This window comes from Candidatus Palauibacter scopulicola, assembly GCF_947581915.1.
Lineage (GTDB): Bacteria > Gemmatimonadota > Gemmatimonadetes > Palauibacterales > Palauibacteraceae > Palauibacter > Palauibacter scopulicola.
In genome coordinates, this window is the sequence record NZ_CANPWG010000039.1 from 106,281 (window position 1) to 124,291 (window position 18,011).

Annotated in this window: 19 protein-coding genes and 1 pseudogene; 1 reads left to right on the forward strand and 19 read right to left on the reverse strand. The window is 70.8% G+C overall.

Annotated elements, in window-relative coordinates:
• Positions 1 to 63: 63 nt before the first annotated feature.
• A complete protein-coding gene (gene sppA, locus RN743_RS07940) occupies positions 64 to 963 on the reverse strand; it encodes a signal peptide peptidase SppA (protein WP_310778543.1) in 900 nt (299 codons plus the stop codon).
• A gap of 91 nt (positions 964 to 1,054) precedes the next feature.
• Positions 1,055 to 2,191, reverse strand: a complete 1,137-nt coding sequence (carA, locus tag RN743_RS07945) for a glutamine-hydrolyzing carbamoyl-phosphate synthase small subunit (protein ID WP_310778546.1) — start codon at positions 2,189 to 2,191, stop codon at positions 1,055 to 1,057.
• 92 nt (positions 2,192 to 2,283) lie between these two features.
• On the opposite strand from carA, the gene RN743_RS07950 reads away from it, so the two are divergent.
• Positions 2,284 to 2,934, forward strand: coding sequence for a ribonuclease H (locus tag RN743_RS07950; protein WP_310778549.1), 651 nt, complete (start codon positions 2,284 to 2,286; stop codon positions 2,932 to 2,934).
• Positions 2,935 to 2,948: 14 nt separating this feature from the next.
• On the opposite strand, the gene secG is transcribed toward RN743_RS07950, so the two are convergent.
• The 17 genes and pseudogenes from secG to RN743_RS08035 all read right to left on the reverse strand — a co-directional run.
• Complete coding sequence (gene secG, locus RN743_RS07955) at positions 2,949 to 3,407, reverse strand: preprotein translocase subunit SecG (protein ID WP_310778552.1); 459 nt, start codon at positions 3,405 to 3,407, stop codon at positions 2,949 to 2,951.
• A gap of 71 nt (positions 3,408 to 3,478) precedes the next feature.
• On the reverse strand, positions 3,479 to 4,243 hold the full coding sequence (gene tpiA, locus RN743_RS07960) for a triose-phosphate isomerase (RefSeq protein WP_310778554.1): 765 nt from the start codon (positions 4,241 to 4,243) through the stop codon (positions 3,479 to 3,481).
• Positions 4,240 to 5,445 (reverse strand): phosphoglycerate kinase, encoded by a 1,206-nt coding sequence (locus RN743_RS07965; protein ID WP_310778556.1) that lies wholly within the window; start codon positions 5,443 to 5,445, stop codon positions 4,240 to 4,242. Before RN743_RS07965 ends, tpiA begins: the two co-directional genes overlap by 4 nt.
• Before the next feature lie 39 nt (positions 5,446 to 5,484).
• Entirely contained in the window at positions 5,485 to 6,513 is a 1,029-nt protein-coding gene (gap, locus tag RN743_RS07970; protein WP_310778559.1) for a type I glyceraldehyde-3-phosphate dehydrogenase, read from the reverse strand.
• Entirely contained in the window at positions 6,510 to 7,307 is a 798-nt protein-coding gene (locus tag RN743_RS07975; protein WP_310778563.1) for a ComF family protein, read from the reverse strand. Before RN743_RS07975 ends, gap begins: the two co-directional genes overlap by 4 nt.
• A complete protein-coding gene (locus RN743_RS07980; protein ID WP_310778566.1) occupies positions 7,304 to 8,227 on the reverse strand; it encodes a hypothetical protein in 924 nt (307 codons plus the stop codon). The genes RN743_RS07975 and RN743_RS07980 overlap by 4 nt, the downstream gene beginning before the upstream one ends.
• Complete coding sequence (locus RN743_RS07985) at positions 8,224 to 8,709, reverse strand: hypothetical protein (protein ID WP_310778569.1); 486 nt, start codon at positions 8,707 to 8,709, stop codon at positions 8,224 to 8,226. Before RN743_RS07985 ends, RN743_RS07980 begins: the two co-directional genes overlap by 4 nt.
• A complete protein-coding gene (locus tag RN743_RS07990) occupies positions 8,706 to 9,359 on the reverse strand; it encodes an L-threonylcarbamoyladenylate synthase (protein ID WP_310778572.1) in 654 nt (217 codons plus the stop codon). Before RN743_RS07990 ends, RN743_RS07985 begins: the two co-directional genes overlap by 4 nt.
• A 49-nt stretch (positions 9,360 to 9,408) precedes the next feature.
• Complete coding sequence (gene ispD / locus RN743_RS07995) at positions 9,409 to 10,137, reverse strand: 2-C-methyl-D-erythritol 4-phosphate cytidylyltransferase (RefSeq protein ID WP_310778575.1); 729 nt, start codon at positions 10,135 to 10,137, stop codon at positions 9,409 to 9,411.
• Complete coding sequence (dnaB, locus tag RN743_RS08000; protein WP_310778579.1) at positions 10,137 to 11,522, reverse strand: replicative DNA helicase; 1,386 nt, start codon at positions 11,520 to 11,522, stop codon at positions 10,137 to 10,139. Before dnaB ends, ispD begins: the two co-directional genes overlap by 1 nt.
• Positions 11,515 to 12,330: a uracil-DNA glycosylase gene (locus tag RN743_RS08005; RefSeq protein ID WP_310778582.1), complete on the reverse strand. Its 816-nt coding sequence runs from the start codon at positions 12,328 to 12,330 to the stop codon at positions 11,515 to 11,517. The genes dnaB and RN743_RS08005 overlap by 8 nt, the downstream gene beginning before the upstream one ends.
• Positions 12,327 to 13,520: a bifunctional phosphopantothenoylcysteine decarboxylase/phosphopantothenate--cysteine ligase CoaBC gene (gene coaBC, locus RN743_RS08010; RefSeq protein ID WP_310778585.1), complete on the reverse strand. Its 1,194-nt coding sequence runs from the start codon at positions 13,518 to 13,520 to the stop codon at positions 12,327 to 12,329. The genes RN743_RS08005 and coaBC overlap by 4 nt, the downstream gene beginning before the upstream one ends.
• A 64-nt stretch (positions 13,521 to 13,584) precedes the next feature.
• The gene (locus RN743_RS08015; protein WP_310778587.1) at positions 13,585 to 13,806 is read right to left on the reverse strand and encodes a hypothetical protein; all 222 of its coding nucleotides are present in this window, start codon (positions 13,804 to 13,806) and stop codon (positions 13,585 to 13,587) included.
• A 99-nt stretch (positions 13,807 to 13,905) separates the two neighbouring features.
• Positions 13,906 to 14,562 (reverse strand): guanylate kinase, encoded by a 657-nt coding sequence (gene gmk, locus RN743_RS08020; protein ID WP_310778590.1) that lies wholly within the window; start codon positions 14,560 to 14,562, stop codon positions 13,906 to 13,908.
• Positions 14,559 to 15,440: a YicC/YloC family endoribonuclease gene (locus tag RN743_RS08025; RefSeq protein WP_310778593.1), complete on the reverse strand. Its 882-nt coding sequence runs from the start codon at positions 15,438 to 15,440 to the stop codon at positions 14,559 to 14,561. The genes gmk and RN743_RS08025 overlap by 4 nt, the downstream gene beginning before the upstream one ends.
• A gap of 53 nt (positions 15,441 to 15,493) precedes the next feature.
• Complete coding sequence (locus tag RN743_RS08030) at positions 15,494 to 17,410, reverse strand: TonB-dependent receptor plug domain-containing protein (protein WP_310778595.1); 1,917 nt, start codon at positions 17,408 to 17,410, stop codon at positions 15,494 to 15,496.
• Positions 17,389 to 18,011: pseudogene (locus RN743_RS08035) on the reverse strand (leucyl aminopeptidase); the annotation flags it as partial. The gene RN743_RS08030 and the pseudogene RN743_RS08035, both read right to left, overlap by 22 nt.

An 18,011-nucleotide genomic window follows, 5' to 3' on the forward strand; every position in this document is an offset into this window, starting at 1 on the left:
TCCCTCTCCTCCGAGCGTTGTTCAACCCTTTAGAATGGCGTCTCGCTCCGGGATGGGAGCGACTTATCTCAGTTCAAAGAGGAGCCTCGGCGCACTGGGGCGCAGGGGCGCCAGCGACCCGATCCACGCCCGGGCATCGCCCAGGCTCAGACCGCCGATCAGGTCGAACAGGCCGACGGTCGGCTCGCGCGGCCGCACGACGGTCGGATCCGTCCCCAGACCCGCCATTCGGCCGGCGAGTTCGATGGTCTCCGGCAGAGTCATCAGGCCGTCGACGAGTCCGAGTTCGTTCGCCTGCCGGCCCGTGAACACCCGGCCGTCCGCCAGCCCGCGAACGGTCTCCCGATCCAGGTTCCGGTTATCGGACACCACCTCGACGAACTGCTCGTGCACGTCGCTCACGAGTTCCTCGAGGATTACGCGGTCCTCCGAAGAAAGAGCGCGAGCGTAACCGCCCAGGTCCTTGTGCTCCGCGCTCGCCACGACTTCCCAGTCGACGCCGACCTTGCGGAACAACTCCTCTGCGTTGGGGAATTCCATGATGACGCCGATGGACCCCGTCATCGTGCCGGGCAGCGCGTACACGCTGTCGGCCGCGACCGCGGCGTAGTACCCGCCGGAAGCCCCCACATCGCCCATCCAGGCGAGGACGGGTCGGTCGTCGTCGTCCCGCAGGTCGCGAATGGCCTCGAAGATGCTCTGCGAGGCCCCGACGGTGCCTCCCGGGGATTCGATCTCGATCACGAAGGCGCGCACGCCGGGGTCTTCGCGAAAGCCGTCGAGCGCCTTCGTGAAGGCCGCTTCGTCCGTGATCACGCCGCGCAGCGGGACGACCGCGACGCGTCCCCCCGCGAGAAACGACGTATTCCCCACCGTCCACCAGATGGAGAGGATCGCGCCCACGCCGAAGATGCCAAGCAGCGCGAGGAGGGCGATCACCGTGTTTCGCTTGTCGTAGGTCACGTCGCGCCGCGGTCCGTAGGTGTGGGTCCGTGGGCGGAAGCCCGACGCAACCTAGATAACATGTCCTCAACGTTCAACGGATCGCGCACGGTCAACTCGGGACGGCGCTCCCGGCTCTGCGCATCGTTTCGACGAAGCGGTTGAACAGATACCGGCTGTCGTGGGGTCCCGGAGCCGATTCGGGGTGGTACTGCACCGCGAACACCGGCCGCTCCCGGTGGACCAGCCCCTCCACCGTTCCGTCGTTCAGGTTTCGGTGCGTGATCTCGAGATCGTCTCCGCCCTCGATCCGTCCGTCCTTTTCGAGTACCGAGAAACCGTGATTCTGCGAGGTGATCTCCACGGCGCCCGTGGCGTGGTTGAGCACGGGGTGGTTCCCGCCCCGGTGCCCGTACGGCAGCTTGTAGTTCGTGCCCCCGAAGGCCCGCGCGATGAGCTGGTGTCCGAGGCAGATACCGAACAACGGGACGCCGGCGTCGCTCAGCGTGCGGATGCGCTCGACGGCGCCCGGCACGGCCTCCGGATCGCCGGGTCCGTTCGAGACGAAGACCCCGTCCGGGCGGGCGGAGAGCAACGCCTCGGCGTCCGTGTCGCACGGAACGACGCGGACACGGTATCCCTCGCGACGGAAGAGGTCGAGGCTGCGCGTCTTCACGCCGTAGTCGAGGCAGAGTACGAGACCGCGCTCCGCCGGTCCATCGAGGGGATCGAGTTCGTACGGTTCGGGCGTCGAGACGGCGGTCGCGAGGTCCCGGCCGGACATCTCCGGCTCGGCGGCCAGCCGCTCGGCGGCCCGCTGCGGCGACACCCCATCGTGCGCGATGACCGCCCGCATCGCGCCCGCATCGCGGATATGGCGCGTGAGGGCCCGGGTGTCCGCGCCGACGAGCGTCGGAATCCCGTGCGAGGCGAGGTACTCCGGCAGGGTGGAATCGGCCGGCCCGGACCCGATCTCGTGCGACAGGTGCCTCACGACGAAGCCCGCGACCCAGGGCCGCCGCGACTGAACATCGGGATCGCGGATGCCGTACACGCCCTGCATGGGGGCCGTCATGACGACGATCTGCGCGGCGAAGGAGGGGTCCGTGAGCACCTCGTGATATCCTGTCATCACCGTCGTGAAGACGGCTTCGCCGGCGGTCTCGGTCTCGGGGCCCGCGTAGGCGCCGCCAAAGCGGCGGCCATCTTCGAGCAGGAGGTATCCGGGGCGTGCTTGCGTCTCGCTCAAGTGGCGCGTCCAATGTGGCGGTTGAAGGTGCGGGGACCCGGGCATCGACCCGCGGCCCGCGTGCCGGGCGAACCCAAGCCGCGGGAGGCGCGTTGACCACCGACTCCGGAGCCGGGCGGGAGAGCGGGACCGATGCGCCGCTCGTTCATATCTTCGCCGACGAGTCCTGCCTCGGCAACCAGTTCGAGAATCGCCGGAATCCGGGGGCGGCCGCCGGTCTCATCGAACGGTTCGACGAGCGTGCCGGCTGGTATCGGCGGGACTTCGCCCACTTCGATCCGGACACGACGAACAACCGGATGGCGATCGTCTCCGGCATCGTCGGGCTGGGCGCCCTGCGGCGGGAGTGCCGCGTCGTCTTCACGAGCGACAGCCAGTATCTCGTCCGCGGAATGAAGGAGTGGGTGCACGGCTGGGCCCGCCGCGGCTGGCGTCGCAAGGGCGGGCCGATCGAGAACCTCGACCTGTGGCGGGAACTCGTGCGGGCCGCCGCGCGGCACCGGGTGGAGTGGCGCTGGACCCGGGGACACGCCAGCGACGTGAAGAACGTCTACGCGGACCACCTGGCGGTGACGGCGGCGCGGGAACGGCGCGGCACCGACGGATTCGTCCCGTCCGGGTTCGAGAGCTGGCTGGCGGAGGCGCAGGAGAAGGAGCGCTACCTCGAGTTTCTGGATCTGCCGAGCGATGCGTTCGCCGAGGATCCCCGCCCCCCCGCTACGGGCGAGGCCGCAGGCGACTGACGAGCGGCGTGCAGTTACGGACCGGGGTTCCCGCTTCCCGAGTCGGGGTTCCCTTCCCCGCCTTCCGTCCCATCGGGACCCGCGGCGTCTTCTTCGGAACCGGGGGCTGCGCCTTCTTCGGAGGGGGCCGCGCCCTCGCCGAGGTCGGGTGAGACCTCCAGGAGCGAAGCCGGCGCTTCGGGGAGGCTCTGCTGGCCGGGGAGTCCCTGACGCAGGATCGATTCGGGCGCCGCATCCGGACGGGCGGAGAGCACGGTCAGTACCAGCGAGAGGAAGAGGAAACTCCCCCCGCCGTACCAGCTCGCCTTCGTGAGCGCGTTGGCCGCCTGGCGTCCCCCCATGAAGGAGTCCGTCGAGGAGGAGGCCCCGCCGAAGGAGGCGGCGAGGCCGCCGCCTTTCGCGGACTGGAGGAGGATCATCACGCATAGCACGAGCGCGATCAGCGAAATCAATACGATCAGGAACGTGAACATCGTCTACCTGCCATGGTTGGACCGGCCGCTAAAGCTAGGGAGACCCGGGAGATGGGGCCAGTTTTGGGAGATCATCGGCCCGCCGCGCAGATCGCGGCCCAGCTGTCGGGATCGAGGCTGGCGCCGCCCACGAGCACGCCGTCCACCCCGGGGGCGGCAAGCAGCGCGTCGATGTTGGCCGGCTTGACGCTCCCGCCGTAGAGGATCACGGCCCGCTCCGCGTCGCATCCTTCCGCCCGCACGAGTTGCTCGCGGATGATCGCGTGCGCCTCGGCGGCGTCGGCCGGGCTCGCGGTGCGTCCGGTGCCGATCGCCCACACGGGCTCGTAGGCGTAGGCGAGACGGGCCCGGCCCTCGCGGCCGAGGGGCCGGAGGGCGTCCCGGATCTGCGTCTCGAGCACCGTCGCGAGCCGTCCGGCCTCGCGCTCATCGAGCGTCTCGCCCACGCACAGGACGGGGCGGAGTCCGACCTCCAGAAGGCGGACCAGCTTGCGCCCCACGTCCACGTCGGTGTCGCCGAACTCCCGCCGACGTTCCGAGTGGCCCGCCAGCCCCCAGGTGGCGCCGGTCGCCGGGACCATGGCGGCCGAGATGCCGCTCGTGTGAGCGCCCTCGACCTCGGTATGCACATCCTGCACGCCGAACTCGAGGTCCGGACGCCCGGAGGCCGCGGCAGCGAAAGCCGCCAGGCTGATGGCCGGGGGAAACACGACCACCGTCGCATCGCCGCGCGGCCCGTGGCGCGCGGCGAATCGCTCCACGAACGCCCCGGTCTCGGCGGGGCCATGGCTCATCTTCCAGTTCGCGGCGAACACGGGGGTGCGCGGCTCACTCACGGACGCCTCCTTTCGGTGAGAGCGTCGAGGCCGGGCAGGCGGCCGCTCGACAGGTACTCGAGGGCCGCTCCGCCCCCGGTGCAGACGTGCGATACGCGGTCGGAAAGCCCGGCGCGGCGAACGGCGGCCGCGGAGTCGCCGCCCCCGATGACGGTGAACCCACCCGCCGCCGTCGCCTCGGCGGCGGCTTCCGCAAGGGCGAACGTGCCCGCCGCGAACCGCGGGTCCTCGAACAGGCCCATGGGACCGTTCCAGAAGAAGGAGGCGCACCCCCGCAACGCCTCGGCGTAGCGGGCGTGGGACTCGGGCCCGATGTCCAGGGCGGCCATCCCCGGCTCGATCGCGTCGACCCGGACGCTCTCGACCTTCTCGACGCTCTCCCCCTTCCCACCCGTCCGGTCGAGGACCCGCACGTCCGCCGGCAGCCGGATCCGGCCTTCCCCCGCGGACAGGATCGAGCGGGCGAGGTCCAGCGCCGCTTCCTCGACGAGCGAGGTCCCGGTCTCGAACCCCTGTGCGCGGAGGAAGGTATTCGCCATGGCGCCGCCTACGAGGACCAGATCGGCGCGTTCCGCGAAGCGGCGCATGAGCTCGATCTTGTCGCCGATCTTGGCCCCCCCGAAGGCGACGACGAACGGGCGGCGCGGCCGCTCGAGCGCCCCCAGCGCCTCCAGTTCGCGCTCGACGAGCAGGCCCGCGCCGGAAGGGCTCAGGAGGGCGGGCACGCCCGTCGTCGAGGCGTGCGCGCGATGCAGCGTGCCGAACGCGTCATTGACGAAGAAGTCGCCGAGCCGGGCGAGGCGGCCGGCGAGCACCTCGTCGTTCGCCGTCTCCCCAGGCAGAAAGCGGGTGTTCTCGACGAGCAGCACCTGTCCGGCTTTCAGTTCGCGGCTGGCGCGGAGCGCGTCCTCGCCGTCGCACGGCGCGCAAAAGAGCACTTCGGTCCCGAGGCGGCCGGCAAGCTCGGGGGCCACGGGCGACAGCGAGAGGGCGGGATTCGGCCGACCTTCCGGTCGGCCGAGATGCGAGAGCAGCACTAGCCGGGCCTCGCGTTGCAACAGCCACAGGAGCGTCGGCAGCGACGCCTCGATGCGCGTCGCATCGGCGACCCGCCCGGCGTCGAGCGGCACGTTGTAATCGACGCGCACGAGCCCCCGCTTCCCGGCCAGGTCGGCCGGGAGGTCACGCAGAAACCTGGTCACCGGAAACGGACCGGGGGCGCCAGCAGTCCGTGGTGAACGCTAGGCCCCGACTGCGGCGGGCAGACGCTCTCCCACGAAGCTTGCCAGGTCGACGAGGCGGTTCGAATACCCCCACTCGTTGTCGTACCACGAGATGACCTTCACGAGCGTGCCGTCCATGACGGACGTCGACTGCGCGTCGACGATCGCGCTGGCCGGGTGTCCCGTGAAGTCGACGGATACGAGCGGCTCCTCGGTGTATTCGAGCACGCCGTCGAGCGGGCCCTCCGCGGCCTCGCGAAACGCGGCGTTGATCTCGCCGGCCGACGTGTCCCGCGACACGGTGGCCACGAGGTCCACGATCGACACGTCCGGCGTCGGCACGCGCATCGCCATGCCGTCGAGCTTCCCCTTGACCTGCGGGAGGACGAGACCCACGGCCTTCGCCGCCCCCGTCGTCGTGGGGATGATCGAAAGCCCGGCGGCGCGGGCGCGCCGGAGGTCCTTGTGCGGGAGGTCGAGGAGCTGCTGGCCGTTGGTGTACGCGTGAACCGTCGTCATGAGACCGCGCTCGAAGCCGAAGCGGTCGAGCAGGACCTTCACGACCGGAGCGATGCAGTTGGTCGTGCAGCTCGCGTTCGAGATCACGTCATGCCGCGCCGGGTCGTATTCGTCCGCGTTCACGCCCAGCACCAGGGTGATGTCCGGCTCGATGCCCGGCGCGGAGATGAGGACCTTCTTCGCCCCGGCGCGCAGGTGCCGCGTCGCATCCTCCCGCTTGCGGAAGATGCCCGTGGATTCGATCACGATGTCGACGTCGAGTTCGGCCCACGGGAGGTCGGCCGGGTCGCGTTCGGAGAAGACGCGCACGCGTTCTTCGCCCAACACGAGCTCGCCCCCGTCCACGCGCACCTCGCCGGGAAAGCGCCCGTGCACGGAGTCGTACTTGAACAGATGGGCGAGCGTCGCCGCATCCGTGAGGTCGTTTATCGCAACAAAATCAAGGTCCCCGCGCGGGTTCTGGAGCGCCGCGCGGAGGATGTTCCGGCCGATGCGGCCGAAACCGTTGATGGCAACCCTCACACTCATTCGGATTCCTCTCGGGAAGGATTAAGGGGGAGCAAAGTGCGCGCAAAACTAACGGTGGCCACGCTGCGGAATCCAGCCTCCGCCAGCGTCTCGGCACAGGCGATCGCGGTAGCTCCGGTCGTGAGCACATCGTCGACGATGATGGCGCTCCGACGCTCCTCCGGGAGGCCGGCACACAACCGGAAGCGACCCTGTACGTTCGCGCGGCGCAGCGCCCCCCGGACGCCGGCCTGGCGGCTGCCCCCCGGACGGCGGTCGAGGAACGGCCCCAGCGACCCGACGCCAAGTTCCGCGAGCGCACGGGCCAACTCCCCGGCCTGATTGAAACCCCGCTCCCGCTGCCGGGCCGGCGTGAGCGGCACCGGAATCAGCCAGGGCGCGACTTCGCCGAGCCGGGACGCCATCGCCTCGGCCCCGGGAGCCATGCGGGCGGCCATCCACGGGGCGAGGGAGCGCCAGCGGTCGTACTTGAGGGCGCGTACGGTCCGGGCGGCGAGGCCCTCGAAGGCGAAGGGCGCGTCGGCCGCAACCAGGATTTCGGGCCACTCCTCGCACGTCCCGCACCGCACGAGTTCGCCGGCCGCCGCCGCGAGGTTGCCGAGCCCCTGAGCGCAGCGCGGGCAGCGCGGATTCGCCAGCCGAGGGAGGCGCGACCGGCAGAGGGCGCACAGAGGCGCGCCATCCGGAGCGACGCCGCGGCGGCACCCGATGCATGCCGCGGGCACGAGCGCGTCGAAAACCGCGGCGGCCGCCCTGCCCGCGAGGAGCCGGCCGGCGCGCGCCGCGGCCTTCACGTGGTGCCCGATCCCTCCCCCGACTCCAACCCCGCCCGCCGGGCGAGTTCCGCCACGGCCGCCTCTCGCATCGCGTCGAACGGGGCCGTGCGGCCCGGGAACCAGCGTTCGAGCGAGAGCGCCGCCTGACCCACGAGCATGTCGAGCCCACCCGCAGCCCGGATTCCGAGGGCGCGGGCGTGTCGAATCCACGCCGTCTCTCCCGCCGCGTACACCATGTCGAAGGCCGCGCGGAATCGTACCCGGTCCGCGCTCCGTTCCAGTTCGAGGGGGAGCGGGTCCCCGGCGGCAAGCCCGAGGCTCGTCGAATTCAGCACGAGGTCGTACACCGCGCCGGCGTCCGGGACCGCGACCACGCGCACGGTGTCCGCCGCGCGGTTCGCGTGGGTCGAGTGCCGGGCGTCGGCGGCGTGATCGGCACTGACCGCGTGGGCCAGCACGCGGTCGCGCAGGGCGCGTGCCCGGGCCGGCGTCCGGTTGAGGACTTCGACGGACGACGCTCCGCCTTCGAGCAGCGCATGGACGGCCGCTCGGGCCGCGCCCCCGGCGCCCAGCAGGAGCACGCGCGCGCCCCGCGGGCGGAAGCCGAGGCGGGCAAGGGCGCCCTGGAGACCGCCGACATCCGTGTTGTCGCCGGCCAGTTCGCCGTCCGCTCGCCGCCACCAGCAGTTGCACGCTCCGGTCGCCCGAGCCGCGGCACTCGCCCGCGCGAGCGCCCGGGCCGCCCGAAGCTTGTGCGGGAGCGTCACATTACCACCCGCCAGATCGGCGCTCCGCATGACCCGTCCGACCTCGCCGGGAGCGGTCCGCCGGGCCACGTATTCGGCGTCGAGTGCCAGGACTTCGAAGGCCGCGCGGTGCATCGCGGGTGAGATCGAGTGCCGCACGGGATCCCCGAGGAGCGCGAAGCGCAGCGTCACGGCCCGGACCCTTCGCGCCCTCCCCGTTCTTCGTCGAGCGCGTCGAAGAGCCCCCGCATGGCGCGCGTCAGCAACTTCCGCGTCGCTTCGTATGTCTCGAGGTCTCCGCCGTACGGATCCGGGACTCCACCGCCGCTCCACTCGTCATCCGCGCGCAGGAAATCCGTCATGACGCGGACGGCCGCATCCGGGGCCAGACGCGCGGCCGCCCGGGCATGGGACGCCTCCATGCCGATGACCAGGTCGGCCCATTCGAGCAGTTCGGGCGACAGTTCGCGGGAGGCATGCCCCGCGAGGTCGAGTCCTTGCGCGGCGGCGACGGCGATCCCGGCACCCGAGGCCGGCTGGCCGGCAAACGCGAAGGTGCCCGCCGATGCGCAGGTGACCTCCGCCCACCCGCGCGCGTCCGCTTCCGCCCGCGCGATCACTTCGGCCAGCGGGCTGCGGCATATGTTGCCGGTGCAGACGAAGAGGAGGTTCATCGGAGCGCCCCGGTCACTTCGGCCGCCGGGACTGCTCCTTCCCGCAGCAGCTCGACCGCTTCCCCGGTCACGCGCACGAGGGTCGACGGGGTCGAATCCGCGAGGTCCCCCGCGTCGAGCCAACCCACTGTTCCCGCCACGGATCCGACCCCCGACAGCGCCGCGCGCACCTCCGGGCCCGTCCGTGCCGGGGGCTTCCCCGTCTCGTTCAGACTCGTGGACGTCAGCAACCCGCCGGCCCGGTCGAGGAGGCGCCGCACGACCGGATGGGGGTCGACGCGGACGGCGACGCCGGTGTCGCTGCCATCCTCGAGCACCAGGGTGAGCGGTCCAGGCCAGAAGGCGTCGGCGAGCTGGCGCGCCGCCTCCGTCCACTGTGCCCCGGGCAGCGCCCGCCGGACCGCTTTGCGGCTCGCGGCGAGCCGAATCAGCGGCCCGGGCGGCCGACGCTTGATCGCGGCGATCCGCGCGTCGACATCCGGCCACGGCCGGCCGCCCAGCCCGTACACCGTCGAGGTCGGGTGCGCCAGTACACCTCCGGCGTCGAGGTGCGCCGCCGCCCGGTCCAGCGCGTCATCCTCCGTCGCCAGCGCCCTGCCCGGCCCGACTGCCTCCCCCGGCACACCCGTCCACTCCCGCCATTTCACCACTTCGAACCCGCTCCCGCCCCTGTCTTCACAACGTCACCCGGATACCGCACTAGTTCCCCGCAGCGATCAACCCGGTCTCAATCATGGCCCGAGCAAGGGCCAGGTCGCGCGCGGTCGTGATCTTCAGGTTCGCCGGATCGCCCTCCACCGTGGAAACATCGATGCCGAGCCGCTCGCACAGCAGCGCGTCGTCGGTCATGGCGGCGGCGTCCTGCGCCTTCCAGGCGCCCGCATCATCGAGCGCGTGCGTACGGTTCAGGACCGCGGCCGGAAACCCCTGCGGCGTCTGCACACGACGGAGCCGGTCGCGCGGCACGGTCCCTTCGATCCAGCCTCCCTCGTCCACCCGCTTCACCGTGTCATCGACGGCGATCACGGGGACCACCGGGCCGCCGCGAGCCCCATCCACGACACGGGAAACGAGTTCGGCCGACACGAACGGACGCGCTCCATCGTGCACGAGCACGGTTTCGACATCCCCCGCCAGCGCCGCGGCGCCGGCCCGAACGGAATCGGCCCGGAAGACGCCGCCCGGCACGACGAGCACCCCATCGGGCAGCCAGGCCGGAGGCGACGCCACCCGCGACGGCGCCAGCACGACCACGACCCGGTCGACAGCGGAGTGGTTGACGAGCGTCCGCACCGACCAGGCGAGCACCGGCATGCCGCAGAGGTCGACGAACTGCTTGGGCCGCGACGCGCCGAAGCGATGTCCCTGCCCCGCCGCGACGACAATGGCCCCGACGCCGCGGGCGGTCGCCGGGTCTGCCGCCGGCACTAGTCGGGTTCCGGACGGCGGCTCACGGATTCGAACGCCGTGAAGGCCTTGTGGAAGTAGAGTTCGACGGTTCCGGTGGGCCCGTTGCGCTGCTTGCCCACGATGAGTTCGGCCTTCCCCGCCAATCCCCGCTCCTCCACCTCTTCCGGCTTGCGGTGCATCTCCTCCCGGAAGATGAAGAGGACGACGTCCGCATCCTGTTCGATCGCCCCCGACTCACGCAGGTCGGAGAGCCGCGGCCGGTTCCCCTCGCGCTGCTCGGGCGCCCGCGAGAGCTGCGAGAGCGCGAGGAGCGGCACCCCGACCTCCTTCGCGATCGCTTTCAACGACCGGGAGATCGCGCTGATCTCCTGCTGGCGGTTCTCGACCCGCGCCCCGCCGGACATCAGCTGCAGGTAGTCGAGCACGACGAGCCCGACGCCGACTTCCGCGTGCAGACGCCGCACCTTGGCGCGGAGTTCGATGGGCGAGATCGCGGGCGTGTCGTCGATCCAGATCGGGGCCGTGTTCAGGTGTCCGGCCCCGCTGGCGAGCCGCGTGAAGTCGTCAGACGTCAACCGCCCCGTCCGGATCCGGCTCGAATCCACCTTGGATTCCGCGCTGAGCATGCGCTGGACGAGCGACTCTCTCGACATTTCAAGCGAGAAGATCGCCACCGGGACGTCCTCGGCGATCGCCGTATGCTGCGCGATGTTGAGCGCGAGAGCCGTCTTGCCCATCGAGGGGCGTCCGGCGAGCACAACCAGGTCGGCGGGCTGGAACCCCGCCGTCATCCGGTCGAGATCGGTGAACCCGGAGGCGACGCCGGTGATCGTGCCGGGGTTGCGCACGAGTTCGTCGATCCGGTCCATCGTCGAGCGCAGCACTTCCTTGATACGGACGAAGGTCCCGCGCTGCTCGGCCTGCGAGATCTCGAAGATCCTCTGCTCGGCGCGATCGAGCGTCTCGTCGACCTCGCCGGATCCCGTTTCGTACGCGTCCTGGATGATCTCCGTAGCGCTGGAGATGAGCCGCCGGAGCACGGTCTTGTCGCGCAGGATTCGGCAGTGGTGGCCGACATTGGCGGCGGTGGGCACCGCGTCCACGAGTTTCGCGAGGTACGCCATCCCGCCGACGGCGTCGAGTTCCGCGGCCGTCTGCAGTTCGTCGGCGAGCGTGACCGCATCGATCACGTCGCCGCGCCCGTACAAGCGCACCATCGCGCGGAAGATCCGGCGGTTGCCCTCCCGGTGGAAGGCGGAATCGTCGACCTGTTCGAGGGCCGCGGCCACGGCATCGCCGTCGATGAGCATCGCCCCGAGGACCGAGATCTCGGCCTCCTCGGACCAGGGCGTGCGCCGGGCCTCGATCGCGTCGCTGGGGAGACTGATCGCCGTGTCAACCAAGGCGGGCCTCGCGATCCTCGACGCCGTCGAGCATGCGGCGCACCATCTGCAGGTCCTCCCACGTCGGCCGGACCCAGCCCGGGTTGCGGAGCAGCGCCGCCGGGTGGTAGGTGGCGACGACGGGATACCCGGCATAGCGGTGCACCGACCCGCGGAGCCGGCCCAGCGCGGATTTCGTCTCGAGCAGCGTGCGCGCGGCGAAGGCGCCGAAGGCGATGATCACCTCGGGTTCGATGAGCGCCAGCTGTCTTACAAGATAGGGGGAGCAGGCCGCGACCTCTTCGGGGAGCGGGTCGCGGTTCCGGGGCGGCCGGGACTTCAGCACGTTGCAGATATAGACGGATTCTCGTGGGAGCCCGATCGACAGCAGCAGCCGGTCGAGCAGGCGGCCGGCGCGGCCGACGAAGGGACGGCCGGTCTCGTCCTCATGCTTCCCGGGCGCCTCCCCGACGCAGACGACGCGGGCGTTCGCCGCCCCCTCGCCGAACACCGGGTTCTTGCGTGATTGGTGGAGCGTGCAGCGGGAGCAGGCGGCGACGAGCGCGGCCAGCGACGCCAGGTCCGGCGCCTCCCCGATCATCGGCCCCGTCACCGCCGGGTCGGGGCTGGTCCCCGCTTCCGCGGGAGCGCCATCTCCGTCCGCGGCGGCGGCGATGCCCGATCGAGCCCGGCGGCGCGCGGCGGTCAGGCCGCGCACGATCTCTTCGCGCGTCGCATGCTCGAGCATGAGCGCATTCCCCTCGGCGGAGAGCGTCTGCTCGAGAAAGGCGCGGGCGAGCGTCCGGGCCTCGGCGTCCGGCGGCTTCACCCCGCGTCCGCCGCCGGCATCGAGGCTTCGACCCGGTCGAGCAACTCGTCCGCCAACTCGGTCTTCTTCGCCAAAGGCAACTCCTCCACCCTGCCGCTCCGGTCGATCAACGTGATGCGGTTCGTCTCGGATTCGAATCCCGCGCCGGGTTCCACGGCCGAGTTCACCGCGACGAGGTGCATGCCCTTCCGCTCGAGTTTCTCCCGTCCGCGGGCCAGAAGGTCCTCCGTTTCGAGCGCAAAACCCAGAGTAAAGATTCCCTTCCGTTCGCGGAACGCCCGCGTCTCCAGCAGCAGGTCCGGGCCCGCCCGGAGCGCGACTTCGAACCCCTTCCCGGCCCCGTCCGTCTTTTTGATCTTCGAGTCCGACGCGCTGGCCGGCTCGAAATCGCCGACGGCGGCGGCCATCAACAGGATGTCCGCATCCGTCAACGCGGTCTCCAGCGCGGCGAGCATCTCGCCGGCCGTCTCGACCTCCACCACGTCCGGTCCCGCGGGCCGCGGCAGCCGGCCGGGTCCGCTGATGAGCGTGACATCGCCACCGCGCCGCCAGGCGGCCTCGGCGAGCGCAAACCCCATGCGGCCCGAGGAGCGGTTCGTGATGAAGCGGACGGGATCCAGCGGGGCTCTCGTCGGCCCCGCCGTCGCGACGATCCTCCGTCCGCGCAGCCCGGTCGCCGTCTCGAGCACCCGTCCGATGCGCGGCAGGATCTCCTCCGGCTCCAGCAGGCGTCCCGGCCCGCTTTCCCCCTCCGCTAGCGGACCATCGGCCGGCCCCGCGATTCCGTAGCCGACCTCGGCCAGTCGCACGACGTTCGCCTGCGTGATCGGATGTTCCCACATCCGCGTGTTCATCGCGGGACAGACGATGACCGGCGCCCGCGAGGCCAACACGGCGGTCGTCGCCAGATCGTCCGCGGCCCCGGCCGCGAGCCTGGAGATGAGGTTGGCCGTCGCGGGCGCGATGACGATGACATCGGCTTCGAGTCCGAGATCCAGGTGCGACATCGGCCGGTCCCACAGTGACGCGTGCACCGGGCGGCCCGTAATCCCCTCGAAGGTGACGCGTCCGACGAAGCGCTCGGCCGACGCGGTCAGGATGACCTCGACCCCGGCCCCGGCCTCGATCAGGCGGCGGGTGAGGATCGCGCTCTTGTACGCGGCGATCCCGCCGGATACGACGAGCAGCACGCGACGACCGTCAAACGGCCGCACGGAGCTAGCGGTCCGGCAGGGGTGTCGCCACGGGCTGCTGCTACGGAATCAGCGTGGGGCGCGCCCGGACGAGCCGGTATTGCAGCTTCTTCTCCTCGGACGTCAGCGCGTCCGCGGCGACCGTCGTCAGCTTCTCCGCGCCGTACGGCGAGCGTTCGAGCGGGAGGGCGTTGAGTTCGCGCGCATACTTCGCGGCGACGAGCACGCCCAGGTACTTGTTGGTCGCCGCCTTCGCCACGGCGTCCGGGGTAAACACCTTCATTCTATCTCTCCCTCGACCATCACGGTCCAGCCGGTTCCATCGCATTCCGCGCCGCGGCCCTCGCCGGAACCGCGCCCAAGCATGAATCTACCACATGCGTCACAGGGCATCCAACTGTCCGATGATGCCCGTTACGTACCGCCGCTCCGCCGCCTTGAGACCGCGGCGGGGCGCGAGTCCCTCCGCCACCAGCGCCGACACTTCGGCCACCGCGTCCTCGATGCGGTCGTTGACGACGAGCCCGTCGAACTCCGCCGCGGCCTTCAACTCCGACCGGGCGTTCGCGAGCCGGCGCCGGAGCTGCTCCGGGCTCTCGCTGCCCCGCCCCCTCAGCTGCCGCGCAATGCGCCCGGCCGTGGGAGGGACAATGAAGATCGAGAGGACCTCTGCGACGGCCCCCCACACCTGCCGCGCCCCCTGCACGTCGATGTCCAGCAGGAGATGGGCGCCCGCTTCCCGCGCCCGGTCGAGGTTGTCACGCGGCGTCCCGTAGCATTCGCCGTGGACGGTCGCGTGTTCGAGCATGGCGCCGGAGTCCGCGAGCGCCTCGAAGCGGCTCCGCGAGACGAACCGGTAGTCCACGCCATCGCGCTCTCCCGCGCGCGGCGCGCGCGTCGTCATCGAGACCGAGAAGAGGAATCCGGGGGAGCGGACTTCGGCGAGCAACCGGTCGCGGATCGTTGTCTTCCCCGCCCCGGAGGGGCCGGAGAGGATGACGGGGAAGAGGGCATCGGACCCGGACGCAACCGGGCTCACTCGACGTTCTCCACCTGTTCCCGGAGCCGCTCGATCTCGTTCTTCGCCTCCACGACGAGTCGCGAGATTCGGGAGTCGTTCGCCTTTGCGCCCAGCGTGTTGAATTCGCGCTGCAACTCCTGCACGAGAAAGCCGAGCCGCCGCCCCACCGGCTCCTCGACCGGGGCCTCCAGGAACTCCTCGAAGGCGTCCACGTGCGAGCGGGCGCGCACGAGTTCCTCGCTGATCTCCCAGCGGTCGGCGATGAGCGCGATCTCGCGCAGCAGCCGATCCTCGTCCAATCCCTTCCCCGCCAGGTCCGCGACCGCCTCACGGAGCCGGTGCCGCTCGCGCTCGAGCCGTTCCGGCGCCAGCGCCTCCGCGCCATCGATCGCCTCCCGGAGCCCCGCCAGGCGTCCCCGAAGGTCGACCTCGAGCCGGGCCCCTTCTCCGTCCCGCATCTCCACCAGCAGGTCGAGCGCCTCCGCCGCCGCCCGCTTCACATCTCCCATCTCCGGCACGAACTCCCCGCCCTCGCCGCCCGCCCTCCGGAAGATCCCGCCCACGCCCAGCAGCGAAGCCATGTCCGGTTCGCCGGACACCCCGAAATCATCCCGGAGCCGCGCGCACGCGTCGAGCACTTCCCGCACGCGCGCCTCGTCCAGACTCGCGCCGCCCGCCTCCGGGGCGCCCTCCACGCGGACAAAGAGATCCAGGCGGCCGCGGCGCGCCCGGGATTCCGCGAGCGCGCGCAGGTCGCCCTCCGAGTGCTCCACCCCGGGGGCCGCCTTCACCACGACCTTCAGCCCGCGGGAATTCACCGAGCGCGCTTCGACCGTGACCGTTCCGGTCTCCACCGTCACGGTCGCCGAGCCGTAGCCGGTCATGCTGCGAATCACTTCGCCCTCTCCCTCCGCGGCGCGCGCGCGGTCAATTGGCGATCAATTGGCGATCAATTGAAGAAGTCCCAGCGAAGTCCGTACACGTTGACCCCGCGCGGGAACCCCGCCCCCTGAAAATCGCCGAGTCGATCCGCCCCCAGGTTGCCGAAACGCCAGAAGAACCGAAAGTCGGCGATCTTGAACATCAGGTGTCCGCCCATCCAACTGTCCGCCTCCAGCATCACCGGGTCGGGGGAGCCGGGGACGGGGACGAGACGCTCCCCGCGGCGGTCGATGTGCAGGGACACCCAGATCCGGAGATTCTCGTCGAAGAAGGTATCGGTCAGGTAGAGCTCCGTGCGGAACAGGCGATCGGGGAGGAAGAGGGTCTCGGCGCCGCGGGAGTCGAACTTTCGCCACGACGCCCGCAGGCGGATCGGCGCCACGTCACGAAGCAGCACGCCGAGGGGCACGACCGGCCCGTCGAAGCGCACCTCCAGCGACGTGATGTCCACCTCCCCGGAATCCGCGACGACGAGCCGGTCGAAGGGAGCGCCGAAGCCGACCTGCCGATCCATCCACTGTTCCGAATAGCGGCCGCCGACGTTGAACGGCCCGATCTCGAAGGCCGCGGAGGCGCCGCGCGAATCGAACCGCAGGCTGTCCGCGAGCGGGAATTCCGCTGTCTCCAGGGTGTCGAGCATGGGATGCAGGGGGAAGCCGATGCCCCGGGTGCCCTCCGCGGTGAAGGCCCTGAGTGCGATCGGAAACAGGAGCGTGTCGCGGAAGGCGATCCCCGCCCGCCAGGACTCCGTCGGAAACTCGTTCCAGCTCGCGAGCTCCGCCCCGCCCTCGAGCGCGAAGGGGCCGATGGGTTGCCAGGCGGAGAGATCCGCGAGGCGCGAGGCATAGGCATCGCGCCCGGCGAAACGGAGGCCCATCGAGACCCCTCCCGATCCCGGCCGGGCCGAGAATCGCAGGCCGACGCCATCCGCGCCCCGCTTCGGTGCAAGGCTGTCCGGGACGTTGGCGACGATGTCCTTGAAGCTCGTGGCCTGACTGTAGGCTTCGATCTGCGCTCGCGGCCCCAGGTTCGCCCGCGTCCGCAGCACGAGTTCGCGGCGCGAGAATTCCAGCGTGTCGAGCCCGGTGCGTTCGATGTTCTCCGAACGATAGTCCAGCTGAACCCCGAAATCGTTCGAGCGCGGCATCCACGAGAAGCGACCCTGCACCGCGAAGCGGTTCTGGTCGTTCTGCCTGTCCCGGACGTCGTACCGCTCGAAGGAGGCTTCGACGTTGGACGCGCCGCCCAGCGAGTTGGCGAAGACGGCGTCGAGGATCTCGGAGCGTGGATCCCCCGTGATCCCGCTCACGCGCGAGTAGGCCTGGACCCCGTCGTGGCTAATGAGGTCGACGTCGATGACGAGGCCGTCCGCACCGCGATACACGCGCACCCGGTCGACATAGTTCAACGACACGCGGCGGAGGTCCGCCTGGGTTCGGGAGAGGGGGAGGACTTCGCGCCCGTCGATGTAGAGGGTCACGAGCCCCGGCCCGAAGCCGCCGTCGAAGACGTGGTGCGGCCCCTGGTAGAACTCGCCGCGAACGCCCGTGATCCCCGGAACGTGCTCGAGCAGGAGTTCGATGAGGGTGAACGAGGGGGAAGAGTGGACGCACTCGCGGTCGCAGTCGAAGATCTCGTGCGTGGGGCCGCGCAGGCCCGTCAGCCGCCGTGGGAAGCTCTGCGCCCGCGGCCGTACACTGTCGGCGAACGCGGCGAGGACGGAATCGGGCACGACCTCCAGGCTGTCCACCACCGGCGGCAGGCTGTCCGGGAGGGGCGGCTCCTGGGCGTGGGCCGCGGAGACGCCCCCGGCCGCGAGCAGCAGCGCGCCCGGCAGCCCGCTCGGCAGTCGCCCGCGGCACAATTCCGCGCCGGAGCCAAGCGCGCGGACGAAGATCTTGATCACCCTCGCTGGCGCAGCCATTCGTGGACGAGCCGGACGCCGACCCCGGTGGCCCCCTTCGGCTGCCAGCCACGCGCTTCCTTCGCCCATGCGGTACCCGCGATGTCGAGGTGGGCCCAGGGCACGTCGTCCGACACGAACTCACGCAGGAACCAGCCCGCGGTGATCGTGCCGGCGCCCCGGCCGCCGATGTTCTTGATGTCCGCGATCTCGGAGTCGAGTTGCGCCCGATACGCCTTCCACAGCGGCAGGGGCCACGTCCGTTCCCCGGTCGCCTCGCCGGCCTTCGACAGTTCGTCCGCGATGCCCCGGTCGTTCGCGAGCACCGCCACCGCGTGGTGGCCGAGGGCGATGACACAGGCCCCGGTCAGTGTGGCCATGTCGACGATGGCCACGGGATCCAGCCGCTGCGCGTACGTCAGGGCGTCCGACAGGATGAGGCGACCCTCCGCGTCCGTGTTGATGACCTCGATCGACTTGCCCGACAGGCCGCGGATCACGTCCCCCGGCTTCACCGCATCCCCGGCCGGCAGGTTTTCCGTCGCGGGCACGAGGCCGATCACGCGCTGCGGAATATCGAGGCGCGCCGCCGCGATCAGGATACCGAACACGGCGGCGGCGC